This window comes from Nonomuraea sp. NPDC049684, from assembly GCF_044465345.1.
GTDB lineage: Bacteria > Actinomycetota > Actinomycetes > Streptosporangiales > Streptosporangiaceae > Nonomuraea.
In genome coordinates this window covers 1-24,232 of the sequence record NZ_JBITLO010000010.1, presented here as the reverse complement: position 1 = coordinate 24,232, position 24,232 = coordinate 1, and the positions used below count along the sequence as shown (strand labels likewise).

Here is a 24,232-nt window from a genome sequence, read left to right as displayed (position 1 = left end):
GTGAAGAACCTGATGAGGAGGAGCGGACGATGAGCAAGCACATTCTGATCGTCGGCGGTGGATATGTCGGGATGTACACGGCCCGCGGGCTGCGGCGGCTGATCCGGTCGGGCGAGGTGACGGTCACCGTGGTCGACCCGCGGGGGTACATGACGTACCAGCCGTTCCTGGCCGAGGCGGTCGGCGGGACGATCGAGCCCCGCCACGTCGTCGCCCCGCTCAACCGGGTGCTCAAGGGCGCGCGCGTGCTCACCGGCCACGTCACCCGCGTCGACCACGAGGCCCGCACCGCGCGGTTCCAGCCGGTCCAGGGTCCGGCCAGGACGCTCACGTACGACATCCTCGTGATGGCGGCCGGGTCGATCACCCGCGCGCTGCCCGTCCCGGGGCTGGCCGAGCACGCGGTCGGGTTCAAGAGCCTCGGCGAGGCCGTGCACCTGCGCAACCACGTCCTGGCCCAGCTCGCCGCCGCGGCCTCGACCGACGACCCGCTGGTGCGGCGCAGGGCGCTGACCTTCGTGGTGGTCGGCGGCGGGTTCTCGGGCGTCGAGGCGCTGGCCGAGATGCAGGGCCTGGCGGACGAGGCCCTGCGCTACCACGACGGGATCGAGCCCGCCGACCTGAGCTGGACCCTGGTCGAGGCGACCGGCGGCATCCTGCCCGAGCTCCACCCCGGCCTCGGCCGCTGGACCGTGGACGCGCTGCGCGCCCGCGGCGTGGACGTGCGGCTGGAGACCCGGCTGAGCTCGGCCGAGGACGGTGTGGCCCGGCTGTCGGACGGCACGTCGCTGGCGGCCGGGACGCTGGTGTGGGCGGCGGGCGGCCGGCCCAGCCCGCTCGCCGCCGACAGCGGGCTGCCCGTGGACGAGGCCGGACGGCTGCGCGCCACCGAACACCTGACGGTGGCCGGGCTGGAGGACGCGTTCACGGCCGGCGACGGCGCGGCGGTGCCCGACCTGACCCGTCCGGGCACGTTCACCGCGCCCAACGCGCAGCACGCGGTGCGCCAGGCCAAGCTGCTGGCCCGCAACCTGGCGGCGCACGTCAGGGGAGGCAGGCTGAAGGCGTACCGGCACGCGTACCTGGGGTCGGTGGCCGGGCTCGGCCATCACCAGGGCGTGGCCCAGGTGCACGCGATCCGGCTGACCGGGTTCCTGGGGTGGCTGGCGCACCGGGCGTACCACCTGGCGTGGGTGCCGACGTTCAACCACAAGGCGCGGGTGCTGGCGGACTGGGGGCTGTCGATGGTGTTCCGGCGGGAGGCGGTGCAGCTCACGGCCATCGAGCACGCGGGGGAGGACTTCCGCCGGGCCCTGGTGGCCGATGACCTCGGCCGCGCCGCCTGACCCGCCCTCCCCACGCCCGCTACACCGGCTGCCCGACCGGCGGGCCGACCGGCTGGCCACGGTCGACGTACGCGGCCAGCGCGCGCACCCGCTCGGCGTGCTGGTCGTGGCCGACGATCACCGGCGGCTCGTTGTACGGCATCGCGTCCGACGACCGCCGCAGCTTGACGTACTGGCCGCAGGCGTCGATCGCGTACGGCTCCATGTCGTCCTGGAGCGCGCCGATCACCGTGATGCCGTACGTCTCGCCGATCCGCCGGAACAGCGCGACCGCCTCCCTGCGGTGCTCCTTGCCCAGGTTGCGGCCGAGCTCGTCGAGCACCAGGCACAGGTGGCCGCCGCCGGAGGAGGCGATGGCCGCCGCGCACACCAGCTTGACGGCCTTCTCGTCCATGAGCGCGGTGTTGGCCCGCCGGTTGTACGGCACGAACCCCTGCCCCTCGCCCCGCCGCCACTTCGGCGTCACCCGCCACTGCCAGCGCTGCTCGGGGTCGGCGGGCGCGGGCGGCACCGGGAACTCCAGCGTCGCGCCGTAGCCGCCGTAGGAGGTGTCGAGCTTCTCGAATTCCTCGGCCACCCGCGTCAGCCTCGCCTTGATCGCCGCCGTCAGCGCCGCCCGGTGGACGGCCGTGGACTGCGCCGCCTCCTCCGCGCCCCGGGCAGCCGCCGCCAGGTCGCGCTGCCGGGAGACGACCTGCGCCTCGATCTGCCGCCGCTGGTGCTTCTCGTACTCCTCCTGGCCGCGCAGGTAGGAGGCCAGCGCCCCGCACACCGCCGCGAACGTCGCCTGCTCGCGCGCCGTGCTGCCGCCCCGCTCCGACAGCAGGAACGCCAGCTCCTCGGGGATCTCGGCGTCCTCCTCGGGGAAGGTGTCGCGCAGCGCCTGGTCGAAGTGGCGTTCGGCGATGCGCCACCACTCCTCGGCCGCGCGCGGACGCTCCTCCTCCGGCAGCGCCGCGATCCACTCGCGGGCGGTCTCCACCGTGCCGCCCCAGTCGGCGGCCAGCGCGTCGAGCCGCAGCGCCTCGCGCTCGGCGGTGACCTTGGCCTCCTGATCGCGGGCCTGCGCCCGCTCGCTCTCGTGCCGCTGCCGCCGCCCGTCGAGCCGCTCGATCTCCATGTCACGGGTACGGGCCCGGAAGTCGAGCGCGCCCGCCTGCCGCTCGGCCTCGGCGACCTTCGGCGCCAGCTCCTCGATCGCCGCGTTGAGCCCGACGAGCCGGTCGCGGCGCTCGGCCAGCCTGGCCTCCAGCTCCGCCAGCCGCACCCCGGCCCGCGCGCCCTCCAGCCGCCGCTGCGCCTCGGCGACGGCCTCCTCGGCCTCGCGCACCACCTCCGCGGCGCTCTCCTGGGCGTCTTCGGCCCGGTTGAGCCGCTGGCCGGCGGCCTTGATGCGGGCCTCCCGCCCGGTGGCCACCCCGTCGAACGCCCCCACCACGCTCACCCCGGCCGCGCTGACCAGCACGGATCCGGGCAGCTCGGCCAGGGCCGCGGCCGCCTCGCCGAGCCGCGCGGCGTCGACGATGACGGCGTGCTCGTGCGGCCAGCCGCGCAGGCCGGCGCCGGGAAGGGCGGCGTCACGGGCCTGCTCGGCCACGTCGAGGGCGTCGAGCAGGCCGGTCGCCCCGACACCCGCCGCCGACAGCGCGTCGAGCTGGGCCGCGGCCGGGCCGCCCTCGGCGTCGTCGAGCGCCGCCCGCGCCGAGGACACCTCCTGGTCGGCCACGCCGAGCGCCTTGAGCGCCTCGTTGAGCCGGAGCCCGGCCTGCCGCAGCTCGCCCTCGGCGGCGGGCACGTCACGCCCGTCGGCGAACCTGCGCGTCTCCTCCAGCGCCGGGATCGCGGCGCGCAGCTCGTCGGCGGAGTTCTCGGCCACCGCGCGGTCGGCGTCGAGCTTGGTGGTACGGGCCTGCAGGGCGGCCAGCTCCTTGCGCGCCTGGGACACCTGGCGGTCGAGGGTGTCCTCGCGCAGCGTGGCGATCTCGGCCTTGACCAGCGCGATCTCCTCGGCCGCCGACTCGCCCGCGGCGCGGTGGCGGCCGAGGTCGGCGGCCAGCAGCTCGTCCTTGGCGGCGGCGTCGGCGAGCTTGCGCGCCTGCCTGCCGCGCCAGCAGCGCAACGCCTCGGCCAGGCGCACCCGGGCCTGGTCGCGGCGGTCGAACGTGCCGAGCAGCGCCTTGGACTCCACCTCGAACTCGGCCAGCCGGTCGGCCGCCTGCGCCGCCCGCACCCGCTTGGCGTGCTCGTCGCGCCGGGCCTCGCGCTCCTGCTCCAGCTCGGCGTCGAGGCCGGTGAGCGCCGCGATGGCCTCGAAGACGCGCTCGGGGGAGATCTCGTTGAGCGGCTGGGAGAGCAGGTTGGTGGCGACCTTGCTGCGCACGGACGTGGACAGGAACGACACGCACCTGACCCGGTCGCCGTAGAGCACCTTGGTCAGGTCGCGGGCCACGACGTCGCGCTTGCCCGCCGACCTCGGCAGCGACGCCCAGATCTCGTCGGCCCGCGCCACCCGCTCGGCCTCGGACGGCGAGGCGGCCAGATGGACGCCCTCCCGCCAGCGGATCTCCAGGTGCGGGGCCTCCTGGTTGACCTTGAGCCACACGGTGATCGCGCCGCCCGAGGTGTCGGGCACCTCGAACAGCTCCCCGCTGTCCTCCCCGCCTTCCTCCTCGCCCGCCTCGGTCAGGGCGGGGCCGGGGGCGGTGATCGGCTCCGGCGGGGCGAAGGAGTCCATGCCGGGCGGGCCGAAGACGCCCACGATGTAGCCGTGGTCGGCGCTCGCCCACTGGCGGGCGCCCGCGCCGCTGGCCAGCTCGGCGTTGAACAGCAGCTCGGAGACCGCCTTGGCGCCCGAGGCGAAGCGCCACTGCTCGTCGCCGAGCAGCGCCGTGATCGAGGCGATGAACGACGACTTGCCCGCGCCGTTGGAGTCTTTGGGGCCCGCGCCCGCGACGACGATGAGCGTGCCGGGGACCGTGGGCACCGGATGGGTCGACAGCCGTGAGATGTTGACCGCCTGCACGGCGATCAGCACCCGGTCTCCGACGACGTTCTCCATCTGCGACACCCGAACCCCCGTAACCCTTCCATCTGTCATGACGTTCACTGCGCCGACCTGCGGGCGCGTACGGCCGCCGCGAGCGGCGTGTGCGGGCCGGCGGCCAGGATCAGCTCCTCCTGCAGCCGCCGCCGGGCCGCCGGCGTGAGCCGGTGGAACTGCGGGCCCGGGACGTAGCCGCCCGCCTCCTCGCCGGCCTTCACCTGGGCCAGCAGGCCGGCGTGCCGCAGCGTGCGCAGCGCCGACTCCAGCTCGCCGATCGGGACCTGGGTGTGGCGGCGTAGCTCCTCGACCGGGGTGGGGTGCGGCGACAGCCAGGAGTCCTCCGGCAGCAGGCCCTCGGCCCTGGGGATGGCGACCGAGTGCACCAGCACCAGCGTCAGCACCGCCCGCTCGCTCACGCCGAGCCCCGCGCCCGCCGCCGGACGAGCCGCCACCTCCACGCCGGCCATCTCGACGCCTGCCGCCTCCTCGCCGGGAGAGGCGGCCGGGGGCTGGGCCAGGGCGGCCGTGTGGGTGTCGTCGTAGCCCGACGTCCAGCGCTCGCGGAGCTGGATGAGGGACCGGCCGCGGCGGGCCAGCATCTCGCCCAGTGTGTGGCGCAGCGCCGGATCGCGCAGCGCGGCGAAGCGGCCCTCGGAAACCGGCTCGGCGGCGTGCTCGACCACCATGTACGCGGCCACCAGCTCGGCCCGCCGCCGCTCGTCGTAGGCGCCCAGCAGGTCGTCGAACTCGGCCACGCCGAGCTCGGCCCGCCCTCCCGCGCCGGGCAGGGGCAGCACCGCCGCGGCCACGATGTCGGCGTCGCCCACCACCGTGAGCTCCGGCCGCTCCGGCTCGGGCAGGCGGCGCACCAGCTCCTGCAACTGGGCGTGCGACTCCACCGGCCACAGCACGCAGCGCGGCCCGAGCGTCACCACCCCGTCGTCGAGGACGATCCACGCCGAGTCGTGCAGCCGCCGCAGCGCGCCCCGCGCCCAGTTGCGCATCAGGTCGTCGGTACGCCCGATGAGCGCCCGGTAGGTGTCGAGCACCAGCTCGACGGGCGCCGGGTCGCCGGGCCACGGATCGACGGACAGATCGTTCCAGCAGCACTTGAGCGTGGCCGCCAGCACCCGCCGCGTCTCGCCGGCCCGCTCCACCGGGACGGCGGCGACCTGGTACTCCTCCAGCAGCGACGGGGTCACCCCGTCGGGCCACACCGGCAGCGCGTGCCCGGTGGAGTCGGGCCGGGTCAGGCGGGTCATCCCGGCGGGCGCCGGCACGCCCGCCCCCAGCGGCAGCGGCCCGCCGGAGCGCGCCCGCGCGTGGGCGAGCGCCTGACCGGCGGACCGGCCGCGCTCGGAGGCCGGAGAACCGGTGGACGTCATGAGGTGCGCTCCAGGTAGCCGTGGGACAGCCAGGCGGGCTCGCCGTCGGGATCGACGGTCAGGCCGTCGGACCAGGTGAGCCGGTAGGGGAGCTCGGGGCGCAGGTCGGCGGTGGTCAGGTCGGCGAGCAGGCGGCGGGCGGCGGGCCAGTCGGAGCCGATCACGTCGGCCAGCGCGACCCGCGAGGCGGCGCCGAGCAGCGACTCGGCCACCTGCGTGAGCCGCTCGACGGCGGCCCCCGGCGAGGAGTCGAGCGAGCCCTCCGGCCCGGGGTCGGGCAGCGCGGAACGCGGGGGAGTGGGCTGGACGGGTGCCGGCCGCGGCGCCTCGTCGACCGCCCGCGCGACGGCGGCCGGATCGTGCCACGGCGCGGGTGCGTCGAAGACGAACCCGTCGAGCACCGAGGCCAGCCGCTCCTTGGAGGCGGTCTGGGCGAACGTGCGCCACGTCTCGGTGGGCAGCAGCGTCAGGTTGCGGGTCGTGCCCGCCGAGTCGGCCAGGCGGCCGGCGGCGCGGCGCGAGGCGTCGCTGTAGGAGTAGATGGACGCGCGCAGGTCGGTGCAGACCCGGTCGAGCTCGGGCCAGCGGGTCAGGATCGTGCCGTGCAGGCCCTGGGCGCGCCGGGCGATCTCCTCGGTGCCCCAGAGCTTGGGGGCCTGCTCGCGCAGCTCCTCGATGGTGCCCGTGGTGAGCGTGATCAGCTCCAGGGCCCAGAGCCGGAACGCGCGCGCCAGGTTGACCGCGCTCTGCCGGGCCTCCTCCATCGTGGTGCGGGGGTCGGCGACGTTGAGGTCTTCCAGGGCGAGCAGGCGGTGCATCTCGGACTGGCCGCCGTCGTCCATCATGCGGCGGATGAACATCAGGCCGACGACGCTGGTGAACGAGGCGCGGTAGCGGAGCTGGTTGGGCTTGGGGAAGACCTCGCGGATCGCGCCGAGCCCCTTGAGCACCCGCAGCCGGTTGTCGAACTGGTCGCTGGGGTAGGCCCGGCAGGCGAAGCGCATCTGCTCGTGCGTCAGCCACTCCTCGCCCGCCTCGGCGAACGCCGCGAACAGCGTCTCGGCGATGTCGACCAGGGCGGGGTCGTCGACCACCGCGCCGCTGTCACGGGCCAGCGCGGCGAACATGCGGCGGTAGGTCGACAGCACCGCCTCCTCGGAGAGGGCGGCGTCGAGGGTCAGGGGCTGTTCGGACACGCGCACTAAGGTACGGCTTCACACCGACAGACACGGAACTCGGCGCGGGCTACCAGCCGGTACGGACGCGGATGGGACTCCTGCCCGCTAGGGTGATCCCGGTTAAAGAGGGGCAAACTCTCTGTGATCGCACATACGGGGTGAGTGACGGGTGTCCATCCGCGTGCTCGGCGGGGACCGGGCGACGGCCCTGACGGCCGGTGGGGCGGCCGTGCTCCTGGTGGCCGCGGCGGCGTGGTTCGGCGTGGGCGTCTCCAGCGCCAATCCGGAGCTGGCCGACGTCGGCGCGTGGCTGTGGACCAAGGCGAAGGGCCGGGTCGTGCACGTCAACGGCCTGTCGGGCGAGGTGGACGGCTACCTCGACGACAAGGCCGGCAAGCAGTTGCGCGTCGTCCAGGACGGCGCGAACGTGCTGCTCGTCGACGACCGCACCGGCTTCGTCAGCCGCGTCGAGCCCAGCCAGCTCACCGTCACCCAGACCCGCGACCTCGGCGCGGCCGGGACGCAGCTCGCCGTCTCCGGCGGCACGGCCTACGCCGTCGATCCGGCGGCGGGCCGCGTCCAGCGCATCGACCCGGTCACGCTGAACGCCGTGGGCGCGCCGGTCACCCTGCCGGGGCCGCTCGGCGCGGCCAGGATCGACGGCGGCGGCCGGTTATGGGTGCCGGTGACCGCCAGGGGCGAGGTCGTGCCGGTGTCCGGCGGCGTCGCCGCGACCCCCGTCAAGGTGGGCGAACCGGGCGAGGAACTGGCCGTGACCATCGCCGGCGGGCTGCCCGTCGTGGTCAACACGCGGGCCGCCACCGCCGTCACCGTCGGCGCGGACGGCGGCGTCGGCGAGATCGCCCTGCCCAAGGAGGTCGCGCGGGCGGCCAAGGGCGGCGTGCTCACCCCGGCCTCGACCGAGGGCCCGCTCGTCCCGGTGCTGACGCCGGGCGGCTCGGGGCTGCTCGTCGTGCTCGACACCTCCTCCAACGCCGTGCTCAGCACCAGGTTCGCGATCGACGACCCCGCCGGGCTCGGGGTGCCGCAGGTGCTCGGGTCGAAGGTGTACGTACCGGACAAGAGCCGGGGCGCGCTGATCGTCTGGGACAGCGCCGCCGGCGGGCGGCCCACCACCCTCCAGGTGGCGGACGGACCCGGCCCGGTGGACGTGTTCGTCAAGGACGGCCTGCTCTGGGCCAACGACGAGAACGGCGACAAGGCCCTGGTCATCGACCCCGAGGGCCGCAAGCACGACGTGGACAAGGACGACTCCGACGTACCGGGGCCGACCAGCACCCCCAAGCCCAAGCAGACCCCGCGCCCCGACCCCACGATCAGCGACCCGCCGCCGGACGATCCGCCCGAGACCAGCGAACCCGACCCGACCAGGACGAAGCAGGCAGAGCGGCCCCGCCACCCGGCCAGGACGGCCACGCCGACCCCCACGACCACCCCGACCTCGACCCCCACCCCGACGCCCACCACCGCCCCCGGCGCGCCCGGCGCGGTGACCGCGCGGTCCGGCCCCGGCCGGGTGACCGTCACCTTCAGCCCGTCCACCGGCGGCAAGGTCGAGCGCTACACGCTCAAGGCGTCCGGCGAGGGACGGCCGGAGCCGCAGTCGGTGGAGGCCGAGGGGCCCTTCCAGTTCGAGTTCACGGGTGGCGACTGCGCCCGGGAGTACACCTTCGTCGTCGTCGCCCACTGGGCGGGCGGCGAGGTGGAGTCGGAGCGGAGCGCGGGGGCCAGGCCCTGCGTGGCGCCCGGGGCGCCGTCGAACTTCGCCGCCCGGCCCAGGAACCGCGGCGCCACGCTGACCTGGAGCGCCCCCGAGAACGGCGACCCCGGCGTGACCTACCAGCTCAGCGGCGCGGCCGCGAACGACGCGATCAAGGGGACGTCGTTCACCGTGGACGGGCTGAAGAACAACGCGAAGTACTCCTTCAAGCTCAAGGCCGCGAACGCGGCGGGGGAGAGCCCGGATGTCGCCACCGCCGAGGTGGACCTGACCTACCCGAGGCAGCAGTACAAGAACGCCAACAACAACGTGGTGGACACGCTGGTCCGCCCCGCCGCGACGAAGACCGGCGAGGCGGGCCGCATCCCGAAGGGGCAGTACCTCTCGATCACCGTCATCTGCCAGGTCAAGGGCCAGAGCGTCACGGAGGACGAGAGCAAGGAGACCAGCGACGTCTGGAACAGGATCGAGTGGAACGGCGGCGTGGCCTACCTGAGCGAGACGCTCATGACCACGCCCCGCGGCTCGTTCCCGGCGCCGCCGCTCTTCGAGTGCACCGACTGAGGAGGGGGACCGGTTGACCCAGTACACCTACCCGGACCAGATGGCCCAGCAGCCCGCCGCCCTGGCCGGCCAGTTCGCGCAGCGGTTCCAGCTCCTGGCCGGCAACATCGAACGCGTCGTCCGCGGCAAGCGCGAGGCCGTCGAGCTGGCCCTGATCTGCCTGTTCGCCGAGGGCCACCTGCTCGTCGAGGACGTCCCGGGCACCGGCAAGACCACCCTCGCCCGCTCGGTCGCGGCCAGCGTGGACGCCGAGTGGCGGCGCATCCAGTTCACCCCCGACCTGCTGCCGAGCGACATCACCGGCGTGTCCATCTTCAACCAGGCGCACCAGAAGTTCGAGTTCCACCAGGGCCCGGTGTTCGCCAACATCGTGCTCGCCGACGAGATCAACCGGGCCTCCCCCAAGACCCAGTCGGCCCTGCTGGAGGTCATGGAGGAGCGCCGGGTCACGGTGGACGCCGAACCGCACCCGGTCCCGCGGCCGTTCCTGGTGGTGGCCACGCAGAACCCGGTGGATATGGACGGCACGTACCCGCTGCCGGAGGCCCAGCTCGACCGGTTCCTGATGAAGATCTCCGTCGGCTACCCCGACCACGTCTCGGAGGTCGAGGTGCTCAAGGGCGGGCCGACCGGGCCGCAGGTCGAGCGGCTCCCGGTGGTGGCGCGGGCGACGGACGTGGCCGGGATGATCGACTTCGCCTCCCGGATCCACGTGGCAGACCCGGTCTACGACTACATCGTCGGGCTGTGCGCGGCCACCCGTACCAGCCCGCACCTGCGGCTGGGCGCGAGCCCCCGGGGGAGCCTGGCGCTGCTGCGCGCCGCCCGCGTCAGGGCCGCCGCCGCCGGACGGCACTACGTGGTGCCCGAGGACGTCAAGGCGCTGGCCGTCCCGGTGCTGGCGCACCGGCTGATCCTCACGCCGGAGGCCGAGCTGCGCGAGATCGGCGCGGCGTCCGCGCTCGGCGAGATCCTCGCCGGGATGCCGGTGCCGCAGGCGGCCTAGATGCGGCTCACGGCCCTGTTCACCCCGCTCGGGTGGGCCACGCTCGCGGGCTCGGCGGCGCTCTACGCGGCGGGGTTCGCGCTCGGCTACCCCGAGCCCGTCGTGCTGGCCACCGGCGGCGTGCTCGCCCTGGCCGCCGCCCTCGCCTGGACGGCCCCCGCGCCCGACCTGGCGGTGCGGCGCGAGGTGACGCCGCTCAAGGTGCCGAGGGGCGAGGCGGCGGTCGCGGTGCTGCACGTGGTCAACCGGGGGCGGCGCGGCCTGTCTGGGCTGCGCGTCCAGGACCGCGTCGGGACGTCGGAGCACCTGATCGCCCTGCCGCGGCTGCCCGGCAACGGCGCGCGCACCGTCTCCTACCCGCTGCCCACCGGCGTGCGCGGCGAGATCCCGGTCGGGCCGCTGCTGCTGGTCCGGGCCGACCCGTTCGGCCTCACGCGCCGGGTGCGGCGGTACGGCGACGCCGTCACCCTCCTGGTCCGCCCGCGCACCGTCGCGCTGTCCGTGCCGCCGTCCGGCCGGGCCCATCACCTGGAGGGGCCCACCAGCGACAACGCCCCCAGCGGCACCGTCACCTTCCACACCCTGCGCGAGTACGTCGTGGGCGACGACCTGCGGCACGTCCACTGGCGCTCCAGCGCCAGGACCGGCACGCTCATGGTCCGCCAGCTCATCGACGCCAGCCTGCCCACCACGACCGTCGTCCTGGACACGCGGGAGCTGACGGAACTGGCGGTGGACGCGGCGGCGTCCGTGGCGGTGGCGGCCGCCCGCGCGGGGTTCCCGGTGCGGGTGCTGGCCGGTGAGCGGGCGGCGGCCGACGCCAAGGCCGACGTCAGGGCCGACGCCGACCCCGACGCGATCCTCGACCGGCTCGCCCTGGCGCGGCCCGGCTCGGCGGGGGTGGGGGAGATCGTGCGGATGGCGCGCGGCGGCGGGTCGCTGGTGCTGGTCACCGGTGACGCGGCCGAGGCGGGACGGGCGGCGGGCGTCCGGCGGCGCTTCGACCGGGTGATCTGCGTGCTCACGGGGCCGGGGCCGGTGAGCGTGCCCGGCGTCACGGTCATCCCCCTCACCGACCTGGCCGCCCTCCCCTTCGCCTGGACCCCCCGATGACACCCCCGGCCCCCGCCCCCGCGCCCGTCCCCTCCGCGCCCGTCCCCTCCGCGCCCGCGCCCGTGCCTCCCGCGCCCGCGCCCGCGCCCGCGCCCGCGTCCGCGTCCGCGTTCGCGGGCGGGGTGTGGTGGCGGGGTGGGGTCGGGCTGGTGGTGGTGGCGGCGGTGGCCGGGGTCGCCGGGTGGGGGTTCCACCGGGTCTTCCCCGGCACGGAGCTCCTGCTCGCGATCGTGCCCGCCGCCGTCGCCCCCGTCCTGGTGGCGGCGCTCACCGCGCGGCGGCCCCTGTGGCTCGCGCTCGCGCTCGACCTCCTCGCCTGGCTCGCCGGGACGGTCCCGCTCTACCACGGCCTGGCCCCCGGCGTGCTCGCCGACGTGGCCGACGCCTGGCACGCGCTGCTCACCACGCTGCTCCCCGCGCAACCCGAGCCGCGCCTGCTCGTCCTCGTGCACACGCTCGTCTGGGCCGCGGCCGTGATCGGCGCCGAGACCCTCACCCGGACCCGCACCAGGATCGCCGCCGCCGTCCCCGCCCTGGCCGTGTTCGCCGCCGCGCTGCTGCTCGGCGTGGACGGCGAGGGCTCGAACCTGCCGGTCGCCGCCGCCCTGTTCGTACTCGTCGCCGCCCTCGCCCTGGTCCGCGACGACCGATCGCCGCTCTGGCTGCTCGGCGGCCTGCCCGCCGCCGCCGTCCTGGCCGCACTGGCGCTGGCGGTGGGACCGCTGCTGCCCGTGGCGGCGCAGCCGTACGACCCGAGGCAGGACGCCGAACTGCCGCCGCCCAGGCGGGTGGACAGCGTGAGCCCGCTCGACCGCGTGTCGGGCTGGCTGCAGATCCCCGACAGGGAGCTGTTCACCGTCAAGGCGGACAAGCCGCTCAACTGGCGGCTGGCCGTGCTCGACCGCTACGACGGCGTGCGCTGGACGTCCGGGGCCCGCTTCCGTCCCACGGGCGGCCGGATCCCCCAGGGGGAGTGGACGGGGGCCGCGCGGGTCGTCCGGCAGCGGGTGACCTTCACCGGGCTGCCGGGCACGTGGCTGCCCGCTGCCGAACGGCCGGTCGAGGTCGACGGCGTCCCCGGGCTGGCCGCCGACCCGCAGAGCGGCGCCCTGCTGGCCGACCCCGCCGCGGGCGCGGGCAGGCGTCCCGGCAGGGGCTTCGCCTACGAGGTGACGTCCAGGGTGCCGGAGCCGTCCAAGGAGGACCTGCTGGCGGCCACCCCCGCGCACGACGACGCGGCGCTGACCGCGTTCCCGCCGGGGCCGCAGGAGAAGCTGTTCCGCGAGCTCGCGCAGGAGGCGACCAAGGGCGCGGACGCGCCGATCAAGCAGGCGTACCGGCTGCAGAGCCACCTGCGCACCAGCGCCTCCTACGACGTCACCGCGCCGCCCGGCCACTCGCTCAAGGGCCTGGAGTTCTTCCTGCGGACCACCCACCGGGGCACGTCGGAGCAGTTCGCGGCGACGTTCGCGCTCATGGCCAGGACGCTCGGGCTGCCGTCGCGGGTGGTGGTGGGCTTCCGGCCGGGACAGGCGTCCGGGGGCGTCTACCACGTCAGGTCGGGGCACGTCATGGCGTGGGCGGAGATCAAGTTCGAGCGGCTGGGCTGGCGGCCGTTCTACCCCACGCCCGGCCGCAGCGGCGCCAAGGACGACCACGACGTCGTCTCCTCGGCGATCGAGGAGAGCGAGCAGCTGGAGGGCGAGTTCGCGCGCGGCGGCGGCGACCGCTCCGGCACGGCCCGCCCGAAGGCCGCGGACCAGGGCGCGCGGCCCGGCGGCGGGCCGTCGCCCTGGGTGCTCGCCGCCGTTGCGGGCGGGGGCCTGCTGGCGGCGTACGCGGTGACGGCCGCCGTGCTGCCCTGGTGGCGCAGGCGGTCCAGGAGACGCGGCGGGGGGCCCGGCGACCGGGTGCTCGGCGCCTGGCGGCAGACCTGCGACGACCTGCGGCTGGGCGGCAGGCGGACGCTGACCGCCGAGGACGTCCTGACCGGCCAGCCACCCGACATCACCACCCATCTCAGGCCGTTGGCCGAAATTTCGAACTTCGTCCGGTACGCCCCCGACGACGTCACCGACGCCGACGCCGCCCGCGCCTGGGACAGCAGCGACGCCGTCCGCCGCGCCGCCCGCTCGCGCACCCCCCTCCCCACCCGCCTGCGCGACCGCCTCCTCCTGCGATGATCCCGTCCATGAGAAGCGTCGAGGCCCAGCTCCTGCACCGCCCGCCCGGCCTCACCGCGGCCGACGTCGTCCGGCACCTGACCGCGATGCAGGCCCAGGACGTGCCCTCCGCCCTGCTAGCCTTCCGCGCCCGCTCGGCCACCCTCACGCCGTCCGGCATCGAGGCCGCCTGGCAGGCCCGCGAGATCGTCAGGACGTGGGGCCCGCGCGGCACGCTGCACTTCGTGCACGCCGACGACCTCCCCTGGATCCACGCCCTCACCAGCAGCGACACCGCGGCCCTGCGCCGCCTGCGGCAGGAGGGCGTCACGGGCGACGACCTGCTCCCGCTCGCCGTGAACGCCCTCGCCGGCCAGGGCCCGCTGACCAAGGCCGAGCTGACGGAACGCCTCGCCGGACGGGCCCGCGGCCAGGGCGTCGTGCACCTGATGGCGCTGGCCGCCCATCACGGCCTGGCGGTGCTCGGCCCGTCCAGGGCGGGCAAGCCGACGTACGTGCACGCGGGCGACTGGCTCGGCGCGCCCGTCGTGCCCGAGCCCGACCGCGGGAAGGCGCTGAGGGAACTGGCCGTGCGCTACCGCCGCGCCCACCACCCGGCCACCCCCGAGGACCTGGCCGCCTGGTCCGGCCTGCCGCTCGGCGAGGCCCGCGCCGCCTGGCGGGCGAGCGCCGCCCAGGACCCGCCCGAGCCCGGCGAGCCCGTGCTGCGCCTCGTGCCCGCCTTCGACGAGTACCTGATGGGCTGGCGCGGCCGGGACGGCGTCCTGGCCGCCGAGCACGCCGCCGAGGTGTTCCCCGGCGGCGGCGTCCTGCGCCCGGTGGTGGTGTCGGCGGGGACGGTCGCGGGCGTGTGGTCCAGGAAGGGCGCGCAGGTCAGCGTGCGGCCGTTCGGCGAGCTGCCCGAGGAGCCGGTCCGGGCCGAGATCGAGGACGTCCGCCGCTTCCTCACCGGTCGCTGACCGGCCCGTCCCGGCACCCAGGCGGCCGGCGATCCGAACCGCTCCTCGGGCAGGAGGCCGTCGGGCGAGCGCACCGTGCTCTCGCCCGCCGTCGTGTTGGCCCCGAACGTCGTGTTGGCCCCGAACCACGCGGGCCGGCCGGCCCGCCAGTCCCACCCCGACCAGGGCGATGACCGGCTCCCCCATGCCCATCCGCCTACCCGGGAAGAGGGCGTGTGACCGTTGAGAGCGACTTGTCGTGAACGTAAACCGGCGCGTCGGGTGATAAGAGAAGAACCATTTGACGCACGGAGGCTGGACATGACGGGGGAGACCATCGCGACGGCGGTGCCGTGGGCCGCCCGCGCGCCCGGCGAGCGCACGCTCGACGAGCGCTTCGAGGAGGTGTTCGACCGGTACTTCGGCGAGATCCACGCCTACGTCGCCCAGCGGCTCGGCCCCGACCACGCCGAGGACATCGTCGCCGAGACCTTCCTGACCGCCTTCCGCAAGCGCGCGCACTACGACCCGTCGCGGGCGGGCGTGCGCGCCTGGCTCTACGGCATCGCCACGAACCTCATCGGCAAGCAGCGCCGGCTGGAGGCCCGCACGCTGCGGGCGCTCGGCCGCTGCGGCCCCGACGGCGACGCGCCCGGCCACGAGGAGGCCGTCGCCCTGCGGGTCAGCGCCCAGAGCCTGCGCCCCAACCTGGCCGCCGCCCTGGCCGGGCTCGACCGGCGCGACCGCGACGTGCTGCTGCTCGTCGCCCTCGCCGGGCTGAGCCACGACGAGATCGCCACCGTCCTCGGCATCCCGTACGGGACCGTCGGGTCGCGGCTCAACCGGGCCCGCAGGAAGCTGCGCGCCCTGCTCGGCCCGCACGTCCTGGAGACCACCCATGGCTGACCTCCGCCCTCCCGCCTCCGACGAGCCCGCTCCCGACCCTCGCCCGTTCCCCGGGGGCGCCGGTGACGACCTGCGGGCCGTCCGCGACCTGTACGGGCATCCGGCGCCCGCCCCCTACGCCCAGGCCAGGGTGTGGCGGCGGGTGGCGGCCGCGCGCCGCCGCCGGCGCCTGGCGCGGCTGTCGGCGCTCTCCCTGGCCACGGCCGCCGCGCTCGCCGTGGCGCTCATGCTGGTCAGAGGGACGCCGTCCGCGGTGCCGGGCCGTTCGATCCTGCTCGCCGCGGCCAGTACGGCGGCCTCCGGGCAGCAGGCGGCCTACTGGCACATCAGCCGGCTGCACGACGGCGACCGCCTCACCGAGCTCTGGGCCACCAGAGACGGCCGAGCCTGGACCTGCACCTCCACCCCGGCTCCCGACTCCGCCCTCACCATCACCTCCACCCTCGCTCCCACCTCTTCCTCCTCGTGGCCGGCCTCCGAGAAGAGCTGTGCGGGACGTGGGCGGGTCGTCCCGGTGACGGGCCGGGCGCCGTTCACCATGGCGGGCCGCGACCTGACGTTCCGCCAGATCCACGAGCTGCCCGCCGACCCCGCGGCGCTCAAGGAACGGGTGGCCGCCATGTTGCCCGCCGGTTCGGCCGGCCTGCTCGCCGACGCGCTCAGCGGCCTGCTGTGGAGCAAGCCGTCACCCCCCGCCGTACGCGCCGCCGCCTACCGGGCGCTGGCCGACCTGCCCGACGTCCGCTACCTGGGCGGTCGCGCCGACCCGCTGGGCCGTCCCGGGGAGGCGTTCAGCTATCCGCTCCCCACCGGCGTCCGGCGGACGTTGATCATCGATCCGGCCACCTCCCAGGTCCTCGCCGGCGCCGACGCGGGCGGGACCGGCGGCTCGCAGATCGTCCTCACGGCAGGCTGGACCGACCAGCCCCCGGACCTGCGCTGACCCTCCGACCTGCACTGCCTCCCCGCCTGCAGTGACCCCCTGCCCGACCCGCACTTCCCCCACCCCGACCCGCACTGACCCCGCCCCGGCAGGCGCTTGACCGCCGCGCGGTGAGTTCAGCGCGCCCCGAAACAGGAGCCGCGACGTGTTCTGGCGTGCCCGCACGACCACCGGCAGGGCCATCTGCCTGAGCGACCAGTTCCCCGCCGCCGACGTCGCGGAGGTGATGGACGGACGGGTCAGGTTCGCCGGCCTGCCGCCCGCCGACCTCGGCACGGAGATCGACTGGACCGCCGACCCGTACGGCAACCGCTCCTGGGCGCTGAACCTGCACACGCTGCGCTGGGCGGGACGCCTGGTCGGCGCGTACGAGCGCACGGGCGAGCGGGCCTGCCTGGAGCGCGCCGCCGACGTGACCGCGCAGTGGATCGGCCGCAACCCGCGCGGCGGGCACGGGCTGAGCCCGTGGGCGTGGGCCGAGCACGCCGTCGCCCTGCGCGCGCCCGTGCTGGTCTGCCTGAGCGAGCACGTGCGCACCCCGCTGCTGTGGCAGAGCCTGGCCGAGCACGGCGAGGTCCTGGCCGACCCCGCGCTCTACCGCGCGGGCCACAACCACGGCCTGGACCAGGACATCGGGCTGCTGCTCATCGGCTGCCGCCTCGGCCGCGCCAAGTGGCGCGACCTGGCCGTACGCAGGATGACCGGGTCCGCCGAACTGGCCGTCGACGCCCAGGGCGTGCTGCACGAACAGGCCCCCCGCTACGGCCTGTACGTGCACCGCCGCCTCGGCGTAGCCCTGCGCGCGATCACCGAGAGCGGCGCCGAGCCCCCGGCCCGGCTCGCCGCCCGCCGGACCGCCCTGGAGGGCTACATCGCGCACGCCACCCAGCCCGACGGCTGCCTGACCCCCATCGGCGACAGCCCGGCCGACACCCGCGCCCCCGGCTTCCCCCACGAGGGCCCCCTCGTACGCGTCTTCGACGCCGGATACGTCTTCGGCCGGACCGCCTGGGACGACGCGCGCTCGGCCCACTACTCGATCAGGTTCGGCCCCGGCCGCCGCCTGCACGGCCACGAGGACCACCTCGGCGTCACCTACAGCGCCCAGGGCCGCCGCATCCTGGTCGAGGCCGGGTTCCACTCCTACGAACGGACCGAGTACGCGGCCTGGACCCGTACCCCGCAGGCCCACAACGTGCCCGTCCCGGACGGTGAGTTCCGTCCCGGTACGGCCACCCGCCTGGTGCACGCCGACCTCGGCTCAGGACGCCAGGAGTTCGAGCTGGCCGACGACGCCTACGGGGTCACCAGGACCCGCCGCGTCCTGGTCGGGCACGGCGCGGACGTGATGGCCGTACGCGACTCGGTGTCGTCCGGGACGCTGCGCAGCCTGTGGCACTTCGACCCGGCGTTACGGCTGGTCGAGCGGCGGGCGGACGCCGTGGTGCTCGGCGACGGCGACTGGCGGGTCACGCTGCTCCAGCGGCCCGCGTCGGGCATGGAGGTGGGAACCATCAAGGTCTCCACCGGCTACCTCCGCACGCAGGAGGCGGTGACGGTCACCTCCGGAAGCGCACCCGAAGTCCTGACCATGATCCTCCCCGGCACCGACACCCCCGACCCCGCCCACCTACCCCTGCCATGGCCCCCTTCACTCTGACCACAACCCCGGCACCCCGTCAGCCAACCCACACCGCGCCCCCATCACCGCGGTCGCTGTCACCGCGGTCGCTGTCACCGCGGTCGCTGTCATCACGGCCGCCATCACCAACGCCGCCATCACGACCGCCCCCACAGCCGACTCGCACGCCCCCTCGCGGTCCGTCAGACACCGCAGCCGTCGTAGCACCCGGCGAAACCAGGTCGGGCCGAGGAACCTGCATCGGCCGCGCCATGCCGCCCCACCAGACACCGCATCACCGGCGGCTCGCCAACCTCGTTTGCCGAGACCGTCACCGGACCTTGCCCGTCACCATCTCCCCGTTCGGCGGGACCGCCTCTGCGCCTTGCCCTGCCGGGACCATGACCACCGCCCCCAGCGCGCCCGCCGAGACCGCCACCACGCCCTGCCCGTCGCCACCCCACGTCCACCGGGACCGCCACCGTACCCCGTCCGCTGAGACCGGCCCTGCACCCCGTCTCCCCGGCCGCTGCCGAACCCTCGTGCAGTTCGGCAGCCACCCACCACAGCGACTCGCACTCCCACGTAGCCCGCCAACCCAAGGGACGATCGAGATCCGGCTGCCCACTTGCAACCGACGATGTAGATCGTCCCAGCGAAAACCAGGTCGGACCCGAGGCGGTCCGGGACGTACATCGGCCCGGTGGTCAGCGAGGCCGGGTCAGGCCAGGCGGCGAGCCGTGTTCACCAGCTCGCCGACCCCCGCGATCCGGGTGACGACCTTGCTCCCGTCCATCAGGTACCGGGGCGGCCTCCGGGCATGCCCCACACCCCCGGGCGTGCCGGTCGCGATGACGTCGCCCGGCCGCAACGTGAGAATCCGCGACAGGTACGCGATCAGCTCGCCCGGCGGGAACACCAGGCCGGCCGTGTCCGCCTGCTGCACGACCTCCCCGTCCACTTCGCACTCCAGGGTCATCGCCCCGCTGATCTCGTCCGGCGTGACGAGGAAGGGCCCGAACGGCGTCGTCCCCTCGAACGTCTTGCCCTGCAGCCACTGCGCCGTACGGTTCTGGTAGTCCCTGGCCGTCACGTCGTTGAGCACCGAGTACCCGGCGATGGCCGCCTCGGCCTCCTCCCGCGAGGCATTGCGCACCTCCGCCCCGACGATCACGGCCAGCTCGCCCTCCCAGTCCATGGAATCCGAGACCGCCGGCAACTCGATGTCGTCGTACGGCCCGATCAGCGCCTCGGCGAACTTCGCGAACACCGTCGGATAGCGCGGCAACTCCCGTCCCATCTCCAGGATGTGATCGCGGTAGTTGAGCCCGACACAGATGATCTTCCCCGGCACCGGCACCACGGGCGCCAGATCGGCCGTGGACAGCGGATGCCGCGCCCCGTCCGCCGCGGCGGCCACCTCCCGCCAGCGCGGATCGGCCAGCAACATCCCGACGTCGGGCGCCCCGACCTCAACGGCGTGCTCCCCGTCGATCCGGACGGCGGCCGTACGGCGCGGCAGTCGCAGCGTCGCGAGCTTCACTCGAGCTCCTCTCGATACCGGTGCAGGCCCTCAGGAGGGCGTCTCGACGAACCAGAACAATTCGACCCGGGCGCGCCTGAAACAACCGCCTTCCAGATGCAACTGAGCTCAGGCGACGGCAGCCGCTGGAGGCCCGTCAAGAGACCCGGGGTGACACCCGGCGGACCGTCCGAACCAGGGCGGGCCGGCACGACAGCCCGCCGCTCGCCACCCCACCCCACCGAACCCAACACGCCCCCACGCAGCCGCGCCCTATCCCAAGGACGTACGGGCATCAAGCCGCCTACCTGCACCCAGAACAGGACAGATGCGCGAAAGTGACGTCCACGTACAACCTCTCGTCGGGAGTCATGCTGCCCAACGCTAGGGAGTAATTCCGCGTACTGCACTAGCGTTCTGCTGTGAAGAACAAGCCCGCGTACCCCCTGGGCTCGGTCGACAACGCGCTGCTTCTCCTCCACATGCTGCGTGACCAAGGACGGCTCAAGGTCACCGACGTCGCCAAGGAGCTCGGCATCGCCCGCTCGACCGCGCACCGCCTGCTGGCGATGCTGGTCTATCGCGACTTCGCCGTCCAGGACGAGCACCACACCTACCTGCCGGGACCCTTCCTCGGCCCGGCGGCGGGCGACGGCGGCTCGTCCCTGCGCGAGCTGCGCGCGCACGTCCGGCCCGCCATGGAGGCCCTGTGCGCCCGCGTCCGGGAGACCGTGAACCTCATGGTCAGAATGGGCACCGAAGTCCGCTTCCTGGACAGCATCGAGTCCCCGCAGATCCTGTACGTCGGCGACCGCCGCGGCACGATCCTGCCCGCCCACCGCGCCTCCGGCGGCAAGGTCCTGCTGTCCTCGCTGCCCCCCGACCAGCTCACCGAGCTCTACCAGGACCTGCCCGAGCAGGAACGCGCGTCCCTGCTCCGCGAACTCGACGAGATCCGCCCCCGCGGCTACGCCCTCAACCTCGACGGCACGGAACAGGGCGTCTCGGCGGTCGGAGCGGCCCTACGCAACGGCCGCGGCACCCCCGTGGGAGCCCTGTCCATCTCGATCCCCTCGGCCCGCTACACCCCCGACCGCCTCCCGTCCCTCCTGACCGACCTCCGCCGATCCATAACCGAGGCCGAACCCCACCTCACCGACTTCCCCGCCTGACCCACCCGCCCCGACCACCCCAAGGCAATGAACTATCGAGACGACGTGAGCAACAGCGGCTTGAGCTGCCGAAAAAACTCCACCGCATCCGCCAACGAATCCCTCCCCGGCGCCCCCTCGATGATGCTCACGGTGAGCAGCCGCTTGTAGTCAGACGTCCACCCGTAGACAAACGCAATGCTCTGATCCTGACCATTCCTCCGCCGAGCAGCGAAACCCGGCCCGAGACCACCAGGAAGATCGGTTCCATCGGTGGATCGTTTGGTGTTCTCCAGATCTTCCGCATCATCCGGCGACGGATCGAACACTTCGATGACAAGGCCCAGCTTGCCTTCCGCTGTCAGATCCGTGGCCACGGAGCATGACGCGAAACGGCCCTGGTCCATCTTCGTCCCGACCGCACTGTAGTTCTTCAAGCCTGTGGCGATCTTGATGGCGTCCGCCGAGATCATGTCGCATTCCTGGGGGGCCGCGGTCACGTTGCCCAGGGGCCGGTTGTCCGACGGCAGAGCAGGGGAGCCTGAACACCCTGAGACCACTAGAGCGCTGAGAAAGGCCATCAAGCACGAGATTCTCACGAGTCTCGCTCCTGATAGTTGGCCTCGGACTCCTTGAACCCGAGCACGATGGCCGCGTCCGGGCGGTCGAACACGCGGCCGGTCTCGTTGAGATGTAGCCACTCGTCGTAGGACTCCCGCTGATCCGCGTTCATCTCGTCCCAGGGTTTGATCTGCCCGTTGACCAGGAAGTGCCCGGCAGCCCCCGGTGCAAAGTCCTGGTGGCGGTACGGGTGCGTCCTGGCCGGTACGGAACCGTCCCCGAACAAGCCGTGGCGCATCATGGTGGCGGCGGTCAGGTCAGAGAACATGTGCTTGGCGGCCCCCAGCGCATCGTCGGCGCTCATGCGGGCCTGTTCCTCCCGGTTGGGCTTGATCTTGCCGAAGAGTTCTCCCTTGGCCGTGTCGACCAGCAGTCCGATGAACTTGCCGGGAGGGCCGGGGGCAAGCCCGACGACCGCCTCCGTCATCTCCTTGAACGCGGAGAAACGGGCGTCTTCCGCCTTCGCCTGCTCGATGCCGGAGATGCCGGCCGCGTCGGTGATCATCCAGGTCGTCACGCTGAGGCCGCGTGCCGCTCGGGCGAACTCCGCGCCTCCGCTCCGGCTCATCCGCTCCTCGAGGATGTCCTGTCGTGCGGCGTCCAGTTGTTGCCGCGTGGCGCCGGGGTGTGACCGGCGCCAGGCCGTGACATCGGCCTCGACCTCCGCTTCGATCTTGGCTGCCAGTTCGTCCAGCATCCGGGCGGCGTACAGGCCGTGCGCGGCGGTCACCTTCCGGAAGGCGTCGTCGTCCTCGAAAGCCCAGGCCATGGCCCGCTTCATGTCCTTGGCGTTGAACTTGGCGCCGTAGGGGTCGCCGCCGAGGAGGTTCTTGTCCGCATCGGCGCTCGTCTCCACTCCGGGCCTCTTGTCGGTGAACGACTGGGCGTCGCGGTGCACGTCGCCGATGTACTGGCTGAGGACAGTGCTGAGGTGGGGGCGGGTGGAGGGGAGGTTGGTCTGGACCTTGGGGTCGCTCCAGAAGCGGACCGCCCAGGAGGCGATCAGGGCGGACTTGTAGCCGCGTGAGCCGCCCGGTGGCAGGTCGTGGTCGCGGAACTCCGTGGTCGCCGCCTGGATGGCCCAGCCGAGGTCGGCGTCGGCGTCGCCGAGCCAGGGGTGGGTGCGCATCAGGTACGCGAGGGGTTTGCGGGCGGGGTCGGTGAAGAAGTCCTGGGCCACGGCGGGGTGGTGGGCCAGGGCGATCAGGGCGGCGCCCATGGGGCTGAGGTCGCCGGGGGAGACGTCTCTGGGGCCGGGGAGCGTCCAGGGGTCTCGGGGGAGGGAGAGGTCGGGGGGATGGGCCAGGTCCTGGTCGTGCAGCTTGCGGACGAGGGTGAGCAGGAAGGTGTGGTCGAAGTCGCCGTCCTGGAGGAGTCTCTTCACGGCGAACGCATTCTGGGGGTGGTCGATGCCCTCGATGAGGCGGTCGGCGTAGTCGGCGGCCAGGCGCATCCGGCCGACGCCGTGGGAGGCGGTGCCGAGCAGGGTGCTGAGCATGGTGAGGAACCTGTCCTGGATGGCCGTGTCATAGAGAAGGGGACGGTCGCCGGGCGGGAGGTCGCACGAATAGGCGCGGGCGATGAGCGATTTGAGTTCACGCGGCGGCATCAGGGTGAGAAAGGGCACGGCGAAGAACGGGTCGTTCTTGTGGCGTTCGAGTTCGGCCACGGATTCCGCGTCGAGTGAATGGGATGCGATTTGTGTTCGGAGTCGCGCGGCCAGTGCGGTGGCCGCGGCCGCGCCTTCGGAGGGGGATTTCGACAGCCATGGGGATTCGTCGGCCCACAGGACGCCGTCTTGGCCGGGGCGTCGGTCGGGGGTGGCGAGGATGAGGTCGAGACGGCCCTGAAGCGTGGGGATCTGGTCGTGCAGTCGGCGGCCGATGGTCGAGAGCTGGGCCGGGCCCCACAAGGACAGGCCGAGGGTGGTGAGGGCTCGTTCGACTTGGAGGCCGATGTCGGGAAGTGTGCTGCTTGCTCGCTTCATGCCGTTGATGAGCTGGGTCATCAGGGCGGGGTCGATGCCCAGGGGAGGGGTCATGGGGCGGGCTCGGACGGGGGCAGCGTGTCGAGCAGCCGCAGTGCCCGGGTGAAGAGGTCCTTGAGGCCGTGGTCCCAGGTGCGCAGGTCGGCGGCGAGGCTGTCGCCGGCGGGGCCCCTGAGGGCGCCGCCGTCCACCAGGCGGATCAGCGCGGTCAGGTCGTTGGCGTGTTCGTCGCGCAGTCGCTCGATGTGACGCCGGGCGGCGGTTATTTCGTGCTGCGTCGCCATCATCACCCGATTTCGTTGCGCTTTGGGGAGGGAGGGGGAGGGGTGGTCGATGGCATATTAGCCCGCTGCGTCGGCGTCGGTGAAATGAAAAAGGGGCCCGCCGGTAATTCGGCTTTGGGCTGATGAATTGGGCGAGGGTTTGTGGTGATAAGTAGGCTAAAACGCGCTATTTCGGTGGAGGGGTAAGCCTGGGGGCGGTGTCAGGCGAGGGGAGGTGAGCGCGGGCGGCGAGGCGGGTGCCGTGCGGCCCGTCGGACAGCGTGATCGCGGGCACCGCGTCGCGGACCGCCGTGGTGTGCCAGGCGTCGCTCCCGGACGTGAGCGACGCCTTCTCTGCCGTGGTGAGGTCGGGGGAAGAGCTGTGGAACACCTCGTCATCGGGGACGCAGTCCTAGGCCGTGTCTCAAAGGATCGTGAGCCAGTCGTTGATGGCGGCGATGTGGACGGTGGCTTCGTAGCGGACGGCGAGTTTGTCGTACCGGGTGGCGATGCTGCGGTGGCGTTTGAGCCGGTTGATGCCGCACTCGACGGCTGAGCGGGCGCGGTAGTCGGCCGCGTTGAAGGACGGCGGGCGGCCACCGCGGCTGCCACGCCGCTGTCGGGCAGCGATGCGGTCGGCCGGCTCGGGGATGGTGCACCGGATCTTGCGTGCGCGTAGGTGCTGCCGGATGGCGCGGGAAGAATACGCCTTGTCGGCGCG

The 24,232-nt window shown here is 73.8% G+C and carries 18 protein-coding genes; 10 read left to right on the top strand and 8 right to left on the bottom strand.

Annotation, left to right across the window (positions count from 1 at the left end; translation table 11 throughout):
• Positions 1-29 precede the first annotated feature (29 nt).
• On the top strand, positions 30-1,346 hold the full coding sequence (locus ACIBST_RS28635) for an NAD(P)/FAD-dependent oxidoreductase (RefSeq protein WP_397176102.1): 1,317 nt from the start codon (positions 30-32) through the stop codon (positions 1,344-1,346).
• A 19-nt stretch (positions 1,347-1,365) separates the two neighbouring features.
• Here the strand turns inward: ACIBST_RS28635 and ACIBST_RS28630 are convergent, their stop codons facing one another.
• From ACIBST_RS28630 to ACIBST_RS28620, 3 genes are read right to left on the bottom strand one after another with little or no spacing between them, the layout of a single operon-like run.
• On the bottom strand, positions 1,366-4,404 hold the full coding sequence (locus ACIBST_RS28630; protein ID WP_397176101.1) for a chromosome partitioning protein ParA: 3,039 nt from the start codon (positions 4,402-4,404) through the stop codon (positions 1,366-1,368).
• A 44-nt stretch (positions 4,405-4,448) separates the two neighbouring features.
• Complete coding sequence (locus tag ACIBST_RS28625; RefSeq protein ID WP_397176099.1) at positions 4,449-5,774, bottom strand: hypothetical protein; 1,326 nt, start codon at positions 5,772-5,774, stop codon at positions 4,449-4,451.
• Positions 5,771-6,970 (bottom strand): hypothetical protein, encoded by a 1,200-nt coding sequence (locus ACIBST_RS28620; RefSeq protein ID WP_397176097.1) that lies wholly within the window; start codon positions 6,968-6,970, stop codon positions 5,771-5,773. Before ACIBST_RS28620 ends, ACIBST_RS28625 begins: the two co-directional genes overlap by 4 nt.
• A gap of 151 nt (positions 6,971-7,121) precedes the next feature.
• Between ACIBST_RS28620 and ACIBST_RS28615 the strand changes: the two genes are divergently transcribed.
• From ACIBST_RS28615 to ACIBST_RS28580, 8 genes are all read left to right on the top strand, one after another.
• Positions 7,122-9,257, top strand: coding sequence for a fibronectin type III domain-containing protein (locus ACIBST_RS28615; RefSeq protein WP_397176095.1), 2,136 nt, complete (start codon positions 7,122-7,124; stop codon positions 9,255-9,257).
• A gap of 13 nt (positions 9,258-9,270) precedes the next feature.
• Complete coding sequence (locus tag ACIBST_RS28610; protein ID WP_397176093.1) at positions 9,271-10,263, top strand: AAA family ATPase; 993 nt, start codon at positions 9,271-9,273, stop codon at positions 10,261-10,263.
• A complete protein-coding gene (locus tag ACIBST_RS28605) occupies positions 10,264-11,376 on the top strand; it encodes a DUF58 domain-containing protein (RefSeq protein WP_397176092.1) in 1,113 nt (370 codons plus the stop codon).
• Positions 11,373-13,559, top strand: a complete 2,187-nt coding sequence (locus ACIBST_RS28600; RefSeq protein WP_397176090.1) for a DUF3488 and transglutaminase-like domain-containing protein — start codon at positions 11,373-11,375, stop codon at positions 13,557-13,559. Before ACIBST_RS28605 ends, ACIBST_RS28600 begins: the two co-directional genes overlap by 4 nt.
• A gap of 8 nt (positions 13,560-13,567) precedes the next feature.
• Positions 13,568-14,518 (top strand): winged helix DNA-binding domain-containing protein, encoded by a 951-nt coding sequence (locus ACIBST_RS28595; RefSeq protein ID WP_397176089.1) that lies wholly within the window; start codon positions 13,568-13,570, stop codon positions 14,516-14,518.
• A 300-nt stretch (positions 14,519-14,818) separates the two neighbouring features.
• Positions 14,819-15,403: an RNA polymerase sigma factor gene (locus ACIBST_RS28590; protein ID WP_397176087.1), complete on the top strand. Its 585-nt coding sequence runs from the start codon at positions 14,819-14,821 to the stop codon at positions 15,401-15,403.
• Positions 15,396-16,346 (top strand): hypothetical protein, encoded by a 951-nt coding sequence (locus ACIBST_RS28585; protein WP_397176085.1) that lies wholly within the window; start codon positions 15,396-15,398, stop codon positions 16,344-16,346. Before ACIBST_RS28590 ends, ACIBST_RS28585 begins: the two co-directional genes overlap by 8 nt.
• Positions 16,347-16,491: 145 nt before the next feature.
• Positions 16,492-18,006 carry a heparinase II/III family protein gene (locus ACIBST_RS28580; protein WP_397176084.1) on the top strand — a complete coding sequence of 505 codons (1,515 nt, stop codon included), beginning with the start codon at positions 16,492-16,494 and terminating at the stop codon, positions 18,004-18,006.
• A 682-nt stretch (positions 18,007-18,688) separates the two neighbouring features.
• Here the strand turns inward: ACIBST_RS28580 and ACIBST_RS28575 are convergent.
• Complete coding sequence (locus tag ACIBST_RS28575; protein WP_397176082.1) at positions 18,689-19,510, bottom strand: fumarylacetoacetate hydrolase family protein; 822 nt, start codon at positions 19,508-19,510, stop codon at positions 18,689-18,691.
• Between the two features lie 401 nt (positions 19,511-19,911).
• Here ACIBST_RS28575 and ACIBST_RS28570 point away from each other — a divergent pair, with 401 nt between their 5' ends.
• Positions 19,912-20,661, top strand: a complete 750-nt coding sequence (locus ACIBST_RS28570; RefSeq protein WP_397176080.1) for an IclR family transcriptional regulator — start codon at positions 19,912-19,914, stop codon at positions 20,659-20,661.
• 32 nt (positions 20,662-20,693) lie between these two features.
• On the opposite strand, the gene ACIBST_RS28565 is transcribed toward ACIBST_RS28570, so the two are convergent.
• The 4 genes from ACIBST_RS28565 to ACIBST_RS28550 all read right to left on the bottom strand — a co-directional run.
• Positions 20,694-21,113 (bottom strand): hypothetical protein, encoded by a 420-nt coding sequence (locus ACIBST_RS28565; protein ID WP_397176078.1) that lies wholly within the window; start codon positions 21,111-21,113, stop codon positions 20,694-20,696.
• Positions 21,114-21,235: 122 nt separating this feature from the next.
• Positions 21,236-23,302, bottom strand: a complete 2,067-nt coding sequence (locus ACIBST_RS28560) for a hypothetical protein (RefSeq protein WP_397176076.1) — start codon at positions 23,300-23,302, stop codon at positions 21,236-21,238.
• Positions 23,299-23,535, bottom strand: a complete 237-nt coding sequence (locus tag ACIBST_RS28555) for a hypothetical protein (protein WP_397176075.1) — start codon at positions 23,533-23,535, stop codon at positions 23,299-23,301. Before ACIBST_RS28555 ends, ACIBST_RS28560 begins: the two co-directional genes overlap by 4 nt.
• Before the next feature lie 400 nt (positions 23,536-23,935).
• The coding region (locus ACIBST_RS28550; protein ID WP_397176073.1) for a transposase at positions 23,936-24,232 on the bottom strand (297 nt) is incomplete at its 5' end.